Here is a 17,181-nt window from a genome sequence, read left to right as displayed (position 1 = left end):
CGAAAGAATGTGTCATCCTGAGCGGAGTGCGCAGCACGAAGTCGAAGGATCTAATTCATGATTCACGAGATATATCCTCACGTATTCAATAACGAATTCAAAGTCGTTGACCCCAAGGTCACCGACCTTGTTATTCGCTACAATGGTTCCAAGACGCTCCTCAAGAAAGCAGGCGACGGCTATGTCATCCCGCAAGTAGGCGAACTCCTTACGCTTGAAGGCAAGACTCTCGCCAACTTCGAAGGTCATTACCTTTTCAGCATCGATGACACAGCCTTCTTTTTAGATGACAGCAAGGCGACCGTCGAAGCAGAAGCCCCTGCCGGCTATGAATACATGGGCAATCGAACCTTCCGCGGAATGAATCCGGTAGAACGCATGGGCGGCGCCACCGCTGCACACATCGCCCACTGGGAATCGCTGAACAAGTTCTGCGGCAAATGCGGCAACGTAACCATCCGCGGCGACCACGAACGCTCCATCATTTGTCCCAAATGCGGCAACGTCGTTTATCCGAGAATCTCTCCCGTCGTAATCGTAGCCGTGCGTAACGGCGATAAACTTCTGATGGCGCACAATATCGACAATCCGAACCCGAGGCTGTTCCTGATTTCCGGATTCGTGGAAATTGGCGAAAGCCTGGAGCAGGCCGTACACCGCGAAGTCATGGAAGAAGCGGGGCTCCGCGTGAAAAACATTCGCTACTTCGGTTCGCAGCCGTGGCCCTTCAGCGACTCCCTCATCGCGGGCTTTACCGCTGAACTCGACGGCGACGACACCATCCACATGCAAAAGGAAGAACTTTCCGAAGCCTTGTGGGTCAAGCGCGAAGACATTCCCGAATACGAAACCGATGTCAGCATCAGCTGCTGCCTCATCGAGAACTTCCGTCGCGGATTTACTATTAGCGAATAATCGTCATCCTCACACACGTCATCTTCGACGCCCCACTTTTTGTCATCCCCGCGAATGTGGGGATCTTCTTTTCTACTAAAAAAAGCTACTTCTTTTTAGGGGGTTCCGCCGGAACACTTTCAGGCTTCGGCGCCAGCATCACATACAACGTGTCGTGAACCACGACCGTATCGCGGACATACACCGTATCCGGCTTACACAGCATCTCTTTCATCTGCGCAATCATCGCTACAGATGCCGCCGAGGAATCCGATTTCGCAGAAGAGGATTCAACGATTTCCGATGAAGACGACGCGACTACCGAAGACGAGGAACTTGCCACAGAAGAGCTGACAGCAACCGAAGAAGAACTAGCAACCTTCGCCACGGAGCTACTGGATTTCACCGACGAAGACGAAATATGCCCCGCCTTTTCAGTCTCTATCTTTTTCAGAAGGACTTCTCGTTCTTCACGCAACTGTTTAATTTCCTTCTTATAACGATCCTTTTGCATCGGGCGCCTTTCGCGAGCGTACTTACCTTCAACCCGGTTTATTTTCCGGTCCAGCGCTCGTAGTTCATCATATAAGGGGCCATCACCTTCTACTTCCGAAGACGGGGTGAAGAAATCAACAAACTTATCCCACAAGTTTTTTTCTTCGGCATTCCCTGCCGAAACAAGCGCAGCTACAGCACAAGCGCACAGAACTCCACGAGACGCAAAAGACTTTATCATAAGCATACCTCAATGATAGAAAAATCACCCAAAACATGGCAAGCAAACACCCCTACCCCTTTACAAACGCTCTATTTTTTCTAAATTAATGCAAACTCGCGGGAGTAGCTCAGTTGGTAGAGCGCGACCTTCCCAAGGTCGATGTCGAGGGTTCGAAACCCTTTTCCCGCTCTAAAATGAAAAAGACACCGTGAAGGTGTCTTTTTCATTTTACAAGTGAATAAGTTGGGTTGAGAACCCTCGAAGAGGGTTCGACTAAATTCTTTTGTGGGCGCAAGCCCGTGAAAAGAATTTAGGACTTTGAGCGTAGCGAAAAGCCTGTTAAGGTGAGGAGCCAGCCGCGCAGCGGAGACTGGCGACGAATCAAACCCTTTGACGTCTAAGGCAACTTATTTCGTAAATTCCGGCAGGATTTCGTAGAATTTTTTCGTAAACATCCCGCGGAAATACTCGTACGGCAAAATCAACACGACATTTCCGCACGCACCACAATTGACCGCATAAGTATGCCACTGAAAACCAAGCCCCCTTGAAGTCGGGAAAATCCAGTCAAAATCAGAGAAGCCCTGTTTCACACCGCAATCGTGTTGATTACTCGGTTCCGTCCGTGCCAATTCTCCTACATAGCGAATCATCGCACTCTTGGGAAACGCAAAAATATCGTGATACAGCAAAGGACGGGACTCCCCCTTCAACAAAACATATGTCGGCGAATTATACCAACCATGGGCAGCCACCAACGCGTACCCCGAAGACCGAATTTCGTATGCAATCGTACTCTTCGTCTGCGACCTATAGACAATCCAAGTCGAATCATAGCTATTCCCCAACACAGACGCATCTTCAACCTCAAAATTGGCTTTCAGACTTTCGTCATTTTCGGCAACACATTCAAGGCAATTCTTCGCTGGATTCCTGCCACTTCGGATATGGCCGTTACAGGATACCTCAGAATCAATCCAGTCACGAATCGGTTCTATGACAGAAGAAGGACCATCCACAGGATAATCAATCGCTAGGTAAGTCAAATGATGATTGCATCGAGTTCCAGCAATCCATCGTTTCACGACAACAGAATCGCGGAATCCGCCGGCGCAAGCAAAAGCAACCAACAAAAAAATTAGGAGTAAAGAAATCTTTTTCACAGCGACCTCTTATCCATTATCGTTTCAAAGGCCCCTTTTGTAAAAAAGAAATGAAAAAAAATCACAAATACCAGTCCGGCCTAATTCCTAAGGCCTTTTCATCCGTCTCAAGTTCTTCCGCCGGCACATTCCGGCCCACCACCAGGGCGCAGTCAAACCCAGCCACACGAGCCCCTAGCACATCCGTACCCAAGGTATCGCCCACCATCAGCACGCGCGAACCTTCAGGCAAGCTCCGCTTGACCTTTTCCCAAATCGCCGGGAACGGCTTACCTAAATAATAAGTCTCGCAGCCATCACCCCCATTTGCCTCGCACATGGAATCGCGACGCAGGCGCTCACTCAAAGCGCCCGATACCGGTTCGCGAACCGTCACGCCATCGTCATCAGGAATCTTCGGCGCCCACGCATCAGAATTCAGCACCAAGAGCATCGAGCCCGGGCGCTTTAAAATCTTGACCGCCTGTGCGTATGTTTCAGGCGTATCCTTCGCCGACGAAATTGCCACAATCGGTTCTACCGGTTCTGCAGCCGGAGCTACCGCTTTAATGCCGCAACTTTCAAGCACATGCTTTCCCGTTTCACGCCCGATGTAATAGACTTCGCGCACCGCCTTGCCACGACCGCGCAATTCAGCGCACAAATCCTTGAGCAAACTTCCCGAAGAAATCGTCTCGGCCTCGCTAAACGCGAAGCCTCGCTTGCCCGCATCGGCCGCAAGCACCGAATCCACATCGGAGGCAGCATTCGTAATCAGGCGCATCTCCTTGCCCGCGGCACGCAGCATTGTATACCAATCCTGCGCCCCCTCGTAAACAAAGCTCCCGCGGTTATAAAGCGTACCATACCCATCAAAGCAGAACGCGTCGTAGCGGTCCAGCAAATCTTCCATGTGCGTGCAGCGCGGCGCAGGTGACTCGCCCCCTGCGAGCACACTCGTTCCCACACCCTGCGATTCAATAATTTGCCTATACCGCAGGTAGATTTCCGTTTCGAATTGGGTCATTGATTCAAACGCCGCCTAGCAGCGGCTATTCAGAATCCCGTAGTCGCGGCCTTCCACCGGAATCACCAACTGCAACTTAGAAAGCACATCGATATGCTTGTCGAATTCGGCCTTAAAATCTTCGCCGAGCTCCTCTTCATCGTCGTGATTCAAGTTGTAGGCAACGTAGCTGCCGTCCGAGAAAATCGAGATGCAGCAGTCCCACGTGATGTCGCCTTCCTGTTCTTCCTCGTCATCATCGCGATCCTTGCTTTCAAGCATCAGCATCGGACGCGGGGCAGGAATCGCTTCGGCATGGCCGTTTTCAAAAATGAAGTAGTTGCGGCTCACGAGTTCATGTTCAAGCGCCATCGTCGAAGGCGTGCGCTCGAACTCGTTGCGCAGCCTGCGAATGTTACCCAAGTCGTCTTCGTACGGGTCCTGGAAATCCTGCGGCAGCACCACCTGGTAGTAATCGAATTCCTTTCCGCTCTTGGCATAGGTTTCCTGCCATTCCTGCGGCGGTTCCGGACGAAGCGTCAAGAAATCCTCGAAGGCATCCAAAATTTCGAACAACCTAGAATCCCAGGGTTCGTTCTTCTGGTTCTGCACCAGTTCCATGAAATTCTTCAGGCGTTCTTCACCCGAGATTTCCTTCAGTTCTTCATTTTCTTCACTCATAAAGCTCTTCTTTTTTGGATTGCTTCGCGTTGCTCGCAATGACGTTACTCTACCATTGTTCAACAGTTTTTGTGGTCAAGCTCATCGCGATATCCTTTTCGTAATACGCTGGCTCGCTAATGAAAATCGGATACACCGGACTTTCGCCATGGTACAAAATATCCTTGCCGTCAAATGTACGGAACAACTTGTCGCCATCCTTGAGTTCGCGATAATCGCGCCCCATCAAATCCGGATGAATCATCGCCTGGATCGCTCCACCACCCTGCGGCTTGGGGTAACCCAAATCCTTGAACTGCGTATAGACTTCCACCTTAATCGGCGCCCTTTTCTGCAATTCACCGCGATTCCATTCCTCGGCAAGTTCCAAATAGCGCTTCACCAGGCGTTCCGATTCCTCGAAAATCGCGGCATCCAGCGTTCCATGCTGCTGCGGGCCAATTTCGATGCACACATCCGCCTTCGCCACCGTTCCAAAATACGGCGAAGCGGAGCGTTCTTCGGGCTGGTAATAAATCCAAGCATCCTTGAATTCTTGCGTCAGCACCGCCGAGGCGCGCATCGTAAACGGGTCGCGCGCCGAAAGAATCAGGCAGTAGCCCATGTTTGAGCCCGTGTTGTGCACATCCAGAAGCAGGTCCGTCTTGGTGGCGGCCCCCTTCGGGCCATACAAAGCATTCAGTTCCTTGGCTCGACGGAACTCGTACTGCTGCGGCTCCACCGTCACATCCAAGCAAGTCTGCGAAAAAGCGCGATTCAAGTCATGATCGCGATAGCGGCGATTCAAGCGTACCGCATCGGGGTTAGCAAGCACCAAATCCACCTTGGCGCTACAGAGCGAATTATAACACTCTGGGTGTTCCATCCATTTCTGGACAAGGCGAACGCCAGTCCGTTCGTTACCGTGGGTACCACCTGCAACGACTATGGTATTTATCAAACTCATACCCATAATATAGAAAATCCCCGCTTGCGCAGGGATTATTCTACGGATTAAACACCTCCATGGTTAAATCAGTTTTCGCCATTATGCATTTCAGTCTGTTCGCGATCAATCGTGTAAGTCAAGTATTCTCTAAAGTCACGGTCAATCGTAACCCCATCGAAATCCTCGACATTATCAATATGAACATCGAATACCGACTGATTGTCAATCCATGCCTGGATATCGAAGTTTTCGATCGTGATTGTATTATCACGCGGGCCTTGCGCCACATATTCGAGTTTTGATTTCGCGACCCACCCCTGACCGCAACCTCCCTTCACAAGAACCTCCGTATCGGAATCCTTGAGAATCGTCAATTCGTCATTGAAGTGAGCGGTGCAGACAACCACGCCACCACCTTTCTGGGCTGTGACATCGATGTCTCCCAACTTTGACTTAACCTTCCTGGCAGCGAAAGAGGTCGATACCAGAACGGCTAGCATTACAAACAACATTATTTTTACGCTTTTCATGATGGACCTCCGTGTTATCGGGGCAACCAACCGCCCCACCTCCAAAATACAAACCACCCCATTCGCCAAACCAGCGAATGTAAACATTTTTATAGTCCAAGTTGGAATAAGAATCGTAAACGAGAAACTCTAAAAACAAAGAATACTATATTTAAATAACCCCAAAGGATTTACTATGAACAAACTCATTTTCCTTATTTTCGCCATCGCGCTAGCCATGCTTACAAGCGGTTGCACGGCGTCTTACCAGCACATGACCCTGAACCAGCCCGCAAACGTGCTCTACCCGCAGTCTCGTTTTCTCTTGGTCACCCCGGTCAACGGTATGTACGGTAACACCGTCTATCCATCTTCGGGCTTCGAGGTCATCCAGGCGCTGACCAAGGAACTGCAGCACTACACGAACGCCATCGCGACCATCCCGGTCCCCGTGACTATTGAACAGATCTACCCCCAGGATCTGGCACAGACCGACTACGTGATCATCCCGCAAATTCAGCATTGGGAAGACCGTGCCACGGGCTGGTCCTTCGTCCCGGACCGTATCGAGGTTCGTTTCGACATCTACAATAACCAGCGTCAGCTAATCGACTCCTACCTCATCAACGGCAGGAGTGCCTATATCGTCTGGGTCAGCAAGCAGCCCAATTCGCTGCTTCCCAAGCCCATCCGCGCTATGCTGAAGGAACTTTTCGGCAAGCTTAAATAGCAGGTTAGCAAATTCTCGCCACGTAATCTTAAAGTGACCGAATGCTGCCTTTCGGTCTTAACAACGGCGGCGGAGTCGCCACCCCCAAATCATCCAAAGAAATGAAATCCGAAGATTTTGCGGAACTCCTCGGCGAAGATTTCGTTTACGACAGCGGTTTGAACGACGGCTACCCCATTTTGAGCTGGGAACAAGAAGAATAGTCCACAAAGTATTCCCCGGTTTGACCGGGTAAACAGCACTTAGCCCTTTAACGCTTAGTGCGCATGGTCACCAAGGTGAGAATCTCCTTTTACCTACCAGAAAAAGCGACTAATAACCAACCTTCTTTTTGAATTTTAAGTTATATTCACAAAGAAAATGTTTCTCGGTACATCTATGATACAAGATTACAATCGCTACAAAATCAAAACTGAAAATGCCGACTGGCAAGGTATTTGCGAAATAAACGGAATCAGCTTTGATTCGTTTGGAACCCGCAAAGAACTAGAAGCCTTATCTAGCTACCTTGAACCTGACGAGGTTGTTTTTGCGTTAGCATCTGGATTGATGAAACAAACCATCACGTCAAATACCTTTGATGGGGGATTAAACACATGGCTTGTTGTATTAACTTCTGAACGCTTTCTATTTATGGACGCAGCTTTACTCACCTCATCTATAGACACACAAAGCGCCCGTTTAAACAAAGTTCAAGCCATTTCGGCTTCACAAGGTTTCGTTTTTGGGAAAATATCCATTGACCTCGGCAGTCGTTTGATTACCATCGACAACTGTACAAAAGAATCTGTTAAAGTAATGGCCGATTTAGCTAACAAATGGCTAAAAGAACTTGAAAATGGATTTACCCCTCCAAAAGAAAATGAAGATATAGCCAATTTCAAGAAAAGCTCAAAAAACAACGACAAACTGGTCAAGCCTCCTTTAGTTGAAACAAATAAAGCAAGTAGAACATCAGCTACACTTGTTACTGGATTTTTCGGTTGGTTCGGATTAAACGATTTTATTTGGGGTGCATGGGGAGCTGGCGCTACAAAATGTGGTTTATGCGCAATTTCATTCAATCTAGAAAAAAGCGGTCACTATGTTTTATCAGCTATAGCCTTTTCAATAATTTGCATTTGGGTATTCTGCGATTTGGCCAACATATACGACGGCAGTTATTTCAAAGACAAACCTTCATCCGCTGTATCAAGCGGTTTAACAGGGTTCTTTTCACTACTATATCTTATTCTGTTGATTGGAAATATTGCGGAAACTTGGACGGAGTACAGTGATGAAAGTATAAAAGATTCTGGCAAACTAGCTAGCATTCGAGAAATCGTTGACACATATAATCAGAACGAAGCTGCTGCAGACAGAACCTTTGACGGCAAAAGATTAACCATTGCCGGAGTTATACGTTCTGTTGAAAAAGATTTTTGGGGAGATTACGTTGTAAAATTCGAGGGTCTCGGACCATTCAATATACTTAATTTAGGTAATAAGGTTTCTGAAATAGAATTAACATTCCCTAAGAAAGAATCCAACAAGCTGCTAGATGCACGAAAGGGGGATTTAATAGCAGCCAATTGTATCGGAAGAGGCCTTTCTGCCGGAACATATTCCGCCGACAAATGCAAAGTTACAACTATACGCAAAAAAAGTGAAAAAAAAGAAGTTCGGCCTGTACAAACTGTACAAAATACAATCACACCAAACAGACAAGCCAACCAAAATCAGTTAGCTAGAAATCAGCTCCAAGCCACGCCTTCCATCCAAGACGAAAAAACAAAACCGGGAATTCTCATTCGCGAAAGCAAATCCGGCAAAATTGTAATTCAGGAGAACAAAAAGTAAAGGATTACTATGAATCACCGTTACCGCACAAGAATCCAAGGCGAAGGCCTACAAGAGAAAATTCGAGGTATCGAATTTGATATTTACGAAGCATGTATGTTTCCCGTTTTTTTCGTAATAATGACAATATTCTTATGGCTTTTTTGCCTAGATCTTAAATGGATTCAATTTAACGCTATAACAGCGAGTGTGTTCACCGTCATATCAATAATTATATCCATCCGCTCTTATCGAAAAGTCAAAAACTTACGAAAATCATTAAACAACTATCGCAAAGGACTTGAAGGAGAAAGACTTGTCGGTGAAGTACTAAACAAGTTAAGTAACGACTCTTGTTATGTTTTTCATGACATCCCCGGAGAGCGGTTTAATGTAGACCATATAATCGTAAGCACTCGTGGCGTTTTTGCCATTGAGACTAAACATTTTGACAGAAGCAAGTGCCACGAGTTTTCATTTGACGGGAACATGGTTTACCGCCAAATGAAAGATGGAAGCTTATTTCTTTGCCCAAAACTTTTGCCTCAAATGGACGGCGAAGCAAGATTCATTCAAAACGAAATCGAAAACAGAACTGAATTAAAAATTCCTGTTATAAAAGTCGCGGTCCTTGTGGGATGTTTTATACATACACCTGCAGAAAATGAAGCAGACAAAAACATGAAGAAATATTTTTCCAAATATTGGATAGTAAATGAGAAACTGTTACCATCGATGTTTTTAGAGGAAAAAGAAATTTACGACGATTCGGTTGTAAAACATATCGCAAGTCATATTAAAGAACTAGTTAAGATTGACATTGATCAATAATTTTTTCATATACAATTCATTCCCTAGCGAAAGCCTAGCCGTCCTCCTCCCCCCTTTGTAAATCATTGTAAAATTTCGTCCTAAAAAAGGCTTCAATAGTCCGAAAAAAGCGTGTATAGTATATATGCACCTCAAAAAAGGACTACTATGAGTATAAGAAAAGATACGCCGAATCCGCTAGTTTCTGCCGGCGAAATCGTACTTTACCAACCCGAAGGCGAAGTAAAACTGGAAGTGCGCGTTGAAAACGAAACCGTATGGCTTACACAGGCGCAGATGGCTGAGTTGTTTCAGGAAAATCAATCAGATTGCCAGACACATTCAAAACGCTATTTCAGAAGGAGAAATCACCAAAGAAGGTAATATGCAAATTTTGCATAATACTCTCTCCAAGTATAAGCCAACGACCATCTATTCTTTAGATGTCATTATTTCTGTCGGTTATAGGGTGAAATCAGCAAGACGATCTATCGTTTTTATTGACCCATATGCAGACATTAGTGCATTGAAGTTTACCGCAATGAAAGCGGAAGGCGTTGCCGCCACCATTTACTCCGCACGGATTTCGCACCAATTCAAGGAGGAGGCTGCGCTATACAAAAAACAGCATCCAGAATTTGATTTAAAGACCATGCGAGTTATTCACGACCGATTTTTGCTTGTAGATGATACGGTTTACCATTTCGGGGCTAGTTTCAAGGATATGGGTGCGGAATTTTCGGCTTATAGTGTTCTGAACTTCGTGACCCCTGAAGAAGTTATCGAAAAAGTTATGCAGACGACAAAGGAATCTTCTGCAAAGGGGTTTTAGGGGAGCCCCTAGCCCTTTGATCCATTTTACTGCATTAAGTTTTTGCATGAAAATCTCAATCGGCAAATTTATTATATTAAATGCCATGACAAAAGATGAAGACAAAATCGAGGAAGTGGAAGTTCACGAAATTCACCGGGAAGAAGTTCCTGTGGAAGATAATTCTTCGAACATGAAAAAGGCTTTGGCGGTGTTGCTGATGCTTGCTGCCTTGGCTTACGACGCCTCTCCGGTAGACTTCATTCCAGACATTCCCATCATAGGTTGGATTGATGATGCGGGCCTTACGCTCGCAGCAGGCATCAACCTGATTCAACAATTTGTCGGGAACCAGAACGCAAGCCTGGTTAAGCTCCTGAAATACGCCAAGTGGACCTTCGTCTCGATGGTCGCCATAGCCGTTTTGCTGCTAGGCGGTCTAATCGCCCTCATCGTGAATTTGGTCGCCGGATAAATCAAACAACCCTTTACGGTTCCATTGCAGAATCAATGCAAGGAATCTTTTCAGATTCAAGGTAGTCAATGATTTCGTCCAGGGTCATTAGCGAATCCTCAAAAAAAACATCTTTTTTTTCGCTTTTTGCCTAAAAGCCTTTTTTCAGCTATCCCCTAACCACTAATCACCAATCACCAACCACTACTTTTTCTATCTTTCCCCCCGTATTTTATTGTACAGTAAAAACCAGGGATTTATCCCATAGGAAGACACAAATGAAAAAGATCAAGTTCCAGGACACCTCGTTCCGCGATGGTTTCCAATCTATTTTCGGTGCCCGTGTGTTCGCCAAGGACTTTATGCCCGCGGTCGAAGCAGCCGTGAAGGCTGGCATCACCCACTTTGAAGCTGGTGGCGGCGCCCGTTTCCAGGCCCTGTACCAGAACTGCGGCGAAGACGCTTTCGACATGATGGACGAATTCCGCCGCGTAGTCGGCCCGAACATCCGCCTGCAGACCCTTGCCCGCGGTATCAACGTGGTGGCCCTCGCTCCGCAGCCGCGCGACATGATCAAACTCCATGCCGACATGTTCAAGAAGCACGGCATGACCCGTATTCGTAACTTCGACGCCCTCAACGACGTGAACAACCTGATCTACTCCGGCAAGTGCATTACCGACGCCGGTCTGGAACACGAAGTCGTCGTGACCATGATGGAACTTCCTCCGGGATGCGACCTCAACGCCGCCCACAACCCGGAATTCTACGAACGCATCCTCCGCAACATCTTGGACGCAGGCGTTCCGTTCGCTTCCGTCTGCTTCAAGGACGCTTCCGGTACGACGAACCCGACCAAGGTTTATGAAACCTTCAAGCGCGCCCGTAAGCTCCTCGGCGATAAGGTGGAACTCCGCATTCACAGCCATGACACCTGCGGTACCGGTGTGGCCCAGTACAAGGCCGCTATCGAAGGTGGCGCTGATGGCGTCGACCTCGGTCGCAAGCCGCTTTCCGGCGGTACGGCTCAGCCCGACCTGTTCTCCATGTTCCACGCCCTCAAGGGTACGGAATACAAGCTCGCCCTCGGTGAAGACAGCATCGTCGACGATCACATTCCGGAACTCATGGAAGCCAACAACGTCGCCGTCGAATGCCTCAAGGACTACAACTTCCCGCCCGAAGCCCGTCAGATTACCACCGACGTGATCTTCAGCCCCATGCCGGGTGGCGCTCTTACCGCCAACACCCTCATGATGCGTGAAACCAAGACCTTCCACCTGTTCCCGAAGGTGATTGAGAACATGAGTGAATGCGTCCGCCGCGGTGGCTTTGCTTCTTCCGTGACGCCGGTTTCCCAGTTCTACTTCCAGCAGGCCTACATGAACACCCTGAACCAAGCCGCAGGCCGCGGTACGTGGTTCAAGATGACGGAAGGCTACGGCAAGATGCTCCTCGGTTACCAGGGCAAGACTCCTTGCGAACCGGATCCGGAGCTGGTGAAGATTGCTGCCGACCAGTTCAACATGAAGCCGTTCAAGGAAGCCTATCCGGGCGTCCAGTGCGCAGAAGAAATTCTCGAACCGGGCATTCCAAAGGCCAAGGCCCTCCTCGAAGAAAATGGTCTGCCGGTCACCGACGAAACCATCTTCATCACGGGCTGCCTCCAGACGAAGGCTGGCAACAAGGGTATCGAATTCCTCAAGGGCAACCGCCACATTGGCGTTCCCAAGAAGGACCCGAATGCTGCTCCGGCAGTGGACACCAAGAACATGAAGGCCGGCGCCGCAAGCACCTACCGCATCGCTCTTGGCAACCAGAGCTGGGACGTGCAGGTTCAGACCCTCAAGTAATTTGTTGAGGCGACCGCCGCTTCATAAACAAATTAAAAAGAGCCTCCGGCAAATCGCCGGGGCTCTTTTTGTCTTTTCTCTTTTCAAGGAATCTTTTTAGAACAAGAACTGCTTACCCGCATACACGGTCACAGACATCAGGTTATTGTTCGCGAGACCTGCGAAGAACCCTGTCGGATGCGCATAGGTAAACTTGAGCGAAGATGTCCAGTTGTCGGGACTCCCCTTATGCAGGAAGCCATACTCCGCGACAAGGTTGCCATACTGTCCGTGTCGGCCAAGATGCAAACCCAACCAGTAGGCGGTCGCGAAAGCGGCCCCCGATTTTCCGTCCACATCGTCGACAATCCGCAGTTCGTCCAGCTTTTCACGAACATCGTCATAATCGGATGCTCCCTGGAACAACTGGGCTCCACCGGCAAAGCCAAGAATGACGTACGCGCCCAGGTTGAAGTCGACACCGGCCAAGATACGTTCCTGGATATTCCAGAAACTGTAGCTTTCCTTGCCAGCATCGCTCCTAAGCCACGCAGCATACTTCGCGTCACCATCCAGCGGTACCGTATTGTCTGTTTTCGTAAGCGACGACGGATTGCACTTGCTCCCTTCGTCGCAACCGAACTTCAGCGAACCGCCGAAACCGCCCGCCGCGATGTTTACGAAGAACGGCGACAACGCTCCGCCCATACGGTAGGTAAAGCCTACATTTCCACCTCCCGCATTCAGGTCCTTCACGTTGTAGTCGTCACCCGTGTGCCCCCAGAAACCAGAAGCGGTCACGGACATTTCCGACGAGGAACTATCCGCAGAGGCACGGTGCATCAACGGGGCCGGCATAAGGGTCGCCCCCATAGAACGGGAAGTGGGCTCCAAACATCCAGTGACAAACAACGACAACGAGGCTGTCACCGCCATTTGCATGTATATTTTTTTCATTTTATCTCCATAAAATTAGGATTCACTTTCCAAACACTCTCAAATAAAGATAACATATCCACAACAAGTTACTTCAAGACAATGTCATGAATCAGGCATTCTTCGTTAGTAACGACATTTTCAAAGACAAGCCTAGAGGCAACCAGTTTCTGTTCCGGAGTATAAAGCGTATTTACAATTTCGGCCAAAGGAATCTCAGAGACCATAAAATTGCCATCCATTCGGCCAGAACCTATCATTTTGCGGCCTTTTTTGAAGGAATCGAAGTAGACTCCCGTACCGCTGCAAGTCCCCGGCCAATAAGTAATTTTAAGAGTCGAATAGTCTCCCATGAATTTTTCCCCATCAAGGTCAAGGTGCATTCCGCCCCCCGCTCGACCGAACTTCAACGCTGCACCATTTCCCAGTGCATCCGAGTAAGTGCTAGAACTTTGAGATTCTGTCCAAGGGACAAATTTGTATTCATTAGACGGATAAACCTGCGAGCGTACCTTTTCCGCAGGAACATTGAGACCTGCCGTAGAGACAAATAGTTCGGGTTCATGCATGGTCACATCGGCTCCATCGGAGTTCAAGACCACCCCGAACCAATGGTAACGATCAAGCGCTCCCGGTGCCGCAGGCATATTCCAGCGCAATACATGATACTTGCCATCCAAAGGAACATCTATTTCTTTCAGCTGAAGCTGACCACCCCCGTTCCTGCTCTTGTAGAGCATGAGTTCCGCCTTCATCCAATTTCCCTTGGATTGATTTACCTTGATTTCAACTTCAATGACAGAAGCAGACGGAATGCTCGCCCCGTTGTCATGCAGGCTCACCTTGTGCCAACCCGCAGGAACGCTGAACGAGACCAAGTCATTTAATTCAGAAGCCGTTTGCTCATACATATATCGACTATAGCCGGGCGCTGTTCTTTGGACACTTCCTAGCGTACTCAAGAGATGCGGAATTTTAGACGGGTCCATACAGTTCGTGCCAGGAACGAAGTGCCCCGCCAATTTTTCGTTTCGAAACGCCCTATACGTTGAATCATAGTCCTGCTTTGCCAATTCGCAAAGCAGGCGCCACAAGTCCACACGCATTGCATCTGCAACATTTGCATTTGATCCGTCGGGCAATTCTACATGACGGCCACTCATCGGCTCGTTATAGCGCGGATGCGTCGGATCGACCGCGTAGGCTGCCTTGGCCGTGCTACGGTTTCCCGGATTCGTAAACGGGAATCCGTCCGAAGTTTGATGAAACGCACATGGTTTGTCGATGGCGAGAGTTCCATCGCATTTCATATCCATCGCACTTGCCGTAGGAATAAAGGTGCTGTTTTTCTGATTAAGCTGTTTTTCGTCCCAGTTTGTGGACAACCCCACCGAGAAAAGCCCTACGCTCACCTGCATACTAGGCGGAATCGCACTTTCCATTCCGGAGAGCAAGCTGTTATACATCGTTTCCGCAAAAGGATATGTACTTCCCTGAACAAAATCGTACAAGGACGCCTGATTTTCTTGGCGTTTACGATCGTAATCCGTTTTCTTGTAGGCCCTGTTATAAGCAATTCTTGCAGAATTATCCGGAGAATACCCCATTTCGCTAATGGCGCGCCCCATTACGACCGAAGCCTTAGAAGCCGCGCGGTTCAATTTAAAATAATTTAGATTTCCTTCGACAAGATTACCCTTCAGCTGTCCCTGCGCAACCAGGACTGACGGAAAACCCTTATATTCTGCAGCCTTGCGGTATTCCCCAAAAAGGAACCTTTCCGAAGATATATTCTTAAAATATTCTCTCCTTCCGTCCTTTTCAACATAGTCATACAGCAGCAAGCCGCTCGCACCAGGTCCATCAATCAAGTCCCGGAAAGCCTCCGCTTCAGCAGCCCCGCCTTCTTTCGCCCAGAAATTAATCGTATAGTAAAGAGACAGTGGCAACACAGCCCCCTGATGGGGAGAATCCAGCGAGGCATAAAGCTTTATGGGAGCATCCGTTTTCGCTCGTTTCGTATCGTAAAGATACGCTCCATAGCGTCCGAGCACCCCACCTTGGCTAATTCCCATCACGACGAAGCCCTCCTGTTTATTAGCAAAATCAATAAGGCTATTATTATTCAAGAACTGGAGAAGCCTCGAGAAATCTGTCGCATTCTCTTCGAGCGAACACCTCACCGTTTCGGGGAACTGCACTAAAATCGGCGTGTACCCCAATTCCGAAAGAATGTTGGTGAGGCCGATTCCATTGACTTCCTTTTCGAACGCGTCCAAGGTGCGCAAGCCCCTTAAGTCAAGATAAATCCCGTCCAAAATAAAGAACGGCCTATCCAAAGCAAAACCGTACTTGGCAGAACTACTCCCTTGCGGTTCGTAGACGCGGATTCGAACGTTTTGACTCATCTGAACATTGCAAAACTCACCAGAGGCATCGACGAACCTTGCGGTAGAAGTTTCCCTCGCGCATAAGATCTGGTCAGTCGATTTAGCAAACTTGACAGTATAATTTCTTGCAAAAACAGACGTAGATGCCAGCAGGCACATAATAAGGATGCTCAGGAACTTCATTACTTTACCTCCACAAAGATATTCTGATTAACGGTCAATCCGCCTTCCGTCAGCTTAAGGCGAATCTTCTGGTGACCAGCCGATTCGAACTCCAGCTCCATTTCACTTTTCGGTTCAAGAATCTTCCACTGGTTGCCCGACCATATTTCCACCTTGGGCAGCGTTTTCCTGTTCGTACTCACAAAATAAGGATCGTAGAATAGTTTCAGTCTGGAGCCGCCGACATTTTCCGAAGGCAGGCCCGCAAGCAGAACACGAGAATTCTTCAGCTGACTTGTTTCGCAAGCGGTATCCGCGCAAACTCGGTAAGCGTAATCCACATTGCCCAGCAACAGAGGCATGGCGCGATTATCCGTTCCCGCCGCATAAATTTCGGCCTCGTAAAAGAGCGCCTTGGGATTCGCTATGACACTATCCCTCAAGCGATTCCTTTCAACAAAGAACATGCTCCGGAACCATCCGCTACGCGATTCCTGAGCGGTCAAGCTGTCCCTATTCACAAATGCCCCTATTTGAATATGTTCATCTTCGCTCAAGACGAACATAGCATTTGTCGACGCCGTCAAGGCGGAACGTTCCTCGGAAGAATATGCCGCCGTCGTTACCGGGACCTTAGACTGCATAAACTTAGGCGAGCGTGCGCTCCGTTCCGGAGAAATATCACTGAAAGGATAAGCTTCTTCCATATCCGATGCACCAGCGTTTGCGTTGTCCGAAATTCCGCAGCTGAGGGCAATATCATCCACGAATACCGTCGTATACTGATGCGCCGGCACATCGAAGAGTCCGACCCCCACCTTCTCGATGCGGGCACTGCCCCGACCAAGGAGATTTTCCACCGGAGCCGTCAGGGAATAAGTACGGTTCGGTTCGAGATTGTAGAAGGAAACGCCGCTATTCCCAAAGTTTCCCGCGAGCCAGACGCCAAACTTCGCCTTCTGCGAGACGCGAACCTTAAGGGAAAGGTTCCCGCCCTGGACGGTCGCAGGCAACTTGGAAAGCGTCAATGCGCCCGTCCAGTCCCCCGCCTTCTCCTTCATACCGGACCAGCGGATATAAGGCGGGGTAAGCGCCTCCATTTCGCCCCAGTTGGCGCTCCATTCCGGCGCTTCCGGGAACGTCGTCCCCGCGGTTTCCACCTTGCCCGATTCGCCATTCTTATACAGCGAGATTTCTTGACACACTTGCGCAAAACTCGAAAGGGACAATACGGTCCCCATCAAGGCTGCACACCTTGACATCCTATTTTTCATAGGACCTCCAACTTTATAATGTTATCAGAACACGACGGCACCCGCCGCCATGCAAAATCTACCAAGCCATATACCAATAGAGCCTA

The 17,181-nt window shown here is 48.7% G+C and carries 18 protein-coding genes and 1 tRNA gene; 10 read left to right on the top strand and 9 right to left on the bottom strand.

Annotated features, from left to right (window positions below; genetic code table 11):
• Nucleotides 1-57 precede the first annotated feature (57 nt).
• Nucleotides 58-915, top strand: coding sequence for an NAD(+) diphosphatase (gene nudC, locus BUA93_RS01495; protein ID WP_072976816.1), 858 nt, complete (start codon nucleotides 58-60; stop codon nucleotides 913-915).
• Between the two features lie 85 nt (nucleotides 916-1,000).
• Here the strand turns inward: nudC and BUA93_RS01490 are convergent, their stop codons facing one another.
• Complete coding sequence (locus BUA93_RS01490) at nucleotides 1,001-1,630, bottom strand: hypothetical protein (RefSeq protein WP_139257660.1); 630 nt, start codon at nucleotides 1,628-1,630, stop codon at nucleotides 1,001-1,003.
• A gap of 98 nt (nucleotides 1,631-1,728) precedes the next feature.
• Here BUA93_RS01490 and BUA93_RS01485 point away from each other — a divergent pair.
• Nucleotides 1,729-1,801 (top strand) — tRNA-Gly (locus BUA93_RS01485).
• A 218-nt stretch (nucleotides 1,802-2,019) separates the two neighbouring features.
• Here the strand turns inward: BUA93_RS01485 and BUA93_RS01480 are convergent.
• From BUA93_RS01480 to BUA93_RS01460, 5 genes are all read right to left on the bottom strand, one after another.
• Nucleotides 2,020-2,775, bottom strand: a complete 756-nt coding sequence (locus BUA93_RS01480) for a DUF3298 domain-containing protein (protein WP_139257658.1) — start codon at nucleotides 2,773-2,775, stop codon at nucleotides 2,020-2,022.
• Between the two features lie 61 nt (nucleotides 2,776-2,836).
• The gene (locus BUA93_RS01475) at nucleotides 2,837-3,781 is read right to left on the bottom strand and encodes an HAD-IIA family hydrolase (protein ID WP_072976811.1); all 945 of its coding nucleotides are present in this window, start codon (nucleotides 3,779-3,781) and stop codon (nucleotides 2,837-2,839) included.
• Between the two features lie 15 nt (nucleotides 3,782-3,796).
• Nucleotides 3,797-4,441: a hypothetical protein gene (locus tag BUA93_RS01470; protein WP_072976809.1), complete on the bottom strand. Its 645-nt coding sequence runs from the start codon at nucleotides 4,439-4,441 to the stop codon at nucleotides 3,797-3,799.
• Between the two features lie 49 nt (nucleotides 4,442-4,490).
• On the bottom strand, nucleotides 4,491-5,387 hold the full coding sequence (locus BUA93_RS01465; protein WP_254793798.1) for an aspartoacylase: 897 nt from the start codon (nucleotides 5,385-5,387) through the stop codon (nucleotides 4,491-4,493).
• A gap of 68 nt (nucleotides 5,388-5,455) precedes the next feature.
• A complete protein-coding gene (locus tag BUA93_RS01460) occupies nucleotides 5,456-5,899 on the bottom strand; it encodes a hypothetical protein (RefSeq protein WP_072977239.1) in 444 nt (147 codons plus the stop codon).
• A 175-nt stretch (nucleotides 5,900-6,074) separates the two neighbouring features.
• Between BUA93_RS01460 and BUA93_RS01455 the strand changes: the two genes are divergently transcribed.
• The 8 genes from BUA93_RS01455 to BUA93_RS01430 all read left to right on the top strand — a co-directional run bounded on the left by BUA93_RS01455 (nucleotide 6,075) and on the right by BUA93_RS01430 (nucleotide 12,354).
• Complete coding sequence (locus BUA93_RS01455) at nucleotides 6,075-6,608, top strand: DUF4823 domain-containing protein (RefSeq protein WP_072976807.1); 534 nt, start codon at nucleotides 6,075-6,077, stop codon at nucleotides 6,606-6,608.
• Nucleotides 6,609-6,649: 41 nt separating this feature from the next.
• Nucleotides 6,650-6,811 (top strand): hypothetical protein, encoded by a 162-nt coding sequence (locus tag BUA93_RS16120; protein ID WP_175547351.1) that lies wholly within the window; start codon nucleotides 6,650-6,652, stop codon nucleotides 6,809-6,811.
• Nucleotides 6,812-6,968: 157 nt separating this feature from the next.
• Nucleotides 6,969-8,447, top strand: a complete 1,479-nt coding sequence (locus tag BUA93_RS01450) for a PH domain-containing protein (protein ID WP_083597073.1) — start codon at nucleotides 6,969-6,971, stop codon at nucleotides 8,445-8,447.
• 9 nt (nucleotides 8,448-8,456) lie between these two features.
• Nucleotides 8,457-9,257 (top strand): nuclease-related domain-containing protein, encoded by an 801-nt coding sequence (locus BUA93_RS01445; RefSeq protein ID WP_072976804.1) that lies wholly within the window; start codon nucleotides 8,457-8,459, stop codon nucleotides 9,255-9,257.
• A gap of 147 nt (nucleotides 9,258-9,404) precedes the next feature.
• A complete protein-coding gene (locus tag BUA93_RS16115; RefSeq protein WP_175547350.1) occupies nucleotides 9,405-9,620 on the top strand; it encodes a hypothetical protein in 216 nt (71 codons plus the stop codon).
• 1 nt (nucleotide 9,621) lies between these two features.
• Nucleotides 9,622-10,068 carry a hypothetical protein gene (locus BUA93_RS16110; protein WP_175547349.1) on the top strand — a complete coding sequence of 149 codons (447 nt, stop codon included), beginning with the start codon at nucleotides 9,622-9,624 and terminating at the stop codon, nucleotides 10,066-10,068.
• Nucleotides 10,069-10,153: 85 nt separating this feature from the next.
• Entirely contained in the window at nucleotides 10,154-10,522 is a 369-nt protein-coding gene (locus tag BUA93_RS01435) for a DUF1232 domain-containing protein (protein WP_072976802.1), read from the top strand.
• Between the two features lie 257 nt (nucleotides 10,523-10,779).
• Nucleotides 10,780-12,354 carry a biotin attachment protein gene (locus BUA93_RS01430; protein ID WP_072976800.1) on the top strand — a complete coding sequence of 525 codons (1,575 nt, stop codon included), beginning with the start codon at nucleotides 10,780-10,782 and terminating at the stop codon, nucleotides 12,352-12,354.
• A gap of 96 nt (nucleotides 12,355-12,450) precedes the next feature.
• Here BUA93_RS01430 and BUA93_RS01425 read toward each other — a convergent pair whose 3' ends face one another.
• The 3 genes from BUA93_RS01425 to BUA93_RS01415 form a co-directional block, all read right to left on the bottom strand.
• Nucleotides 12,451-13,290 (bottom strand): hypothetical protein, encoded by an 840-nt coding sequence (locus BUA93_RS01425; protein ID WP_139257654.1) that lies wholly within the window; start codon nucleotides 13,288-13,290, stop codon nucleotides 12,451-12,453.
• A gap of 68 nt (nucleotides 13,291-13,358) precedes the next feature.
• Nucleotides 13,359-15,842 carry a hypothetical protein gene (locus BUA93_RS01420; RefSeq protein WP_072976797.1) on the bottom strand — a complete coding sequence of 828 codons (2,484 nt, stop codon included), beginning with the start codon at nucleotides 15,840-15,842 and terminating at the stop codon, nucleotides 13,359-13,361.
• The gene (locus tag BUA93_RS01415; RefSeq protein WP_139257652.1) at nucleotides 15,842-17,095 is read right to left on the bottom strand and encodes a hypothetical protein; all 1,254 of its coding nucleotides are present in this window, start codon (nucleotides 17,093-17,095) and stop codon (nucleotides 15,842-15,844) included. Before BUA93_RS01415 ends, BUA93_RS01420 begins: the two co-directional genes overlap by 1 nt.
• Nucleotides 17,096-17,181 lie beyond the last annotated feature (86 nt).

This window comes from Fibrobacter sp. UWH4, from assembly GCF_900142475.1.
In the GTDB taxonomy this organism is placed as follows: domain Bacteria; phylum Fibrobacterota; class Fibrobacteria; order Fibrobacterales; family Fibrobacteraceae; genus Fibrobacter.
Note: the sequence above shows the minus strand (reverse complement) of the source record. Positions and strands in the feature narration are given on the sequence as shown.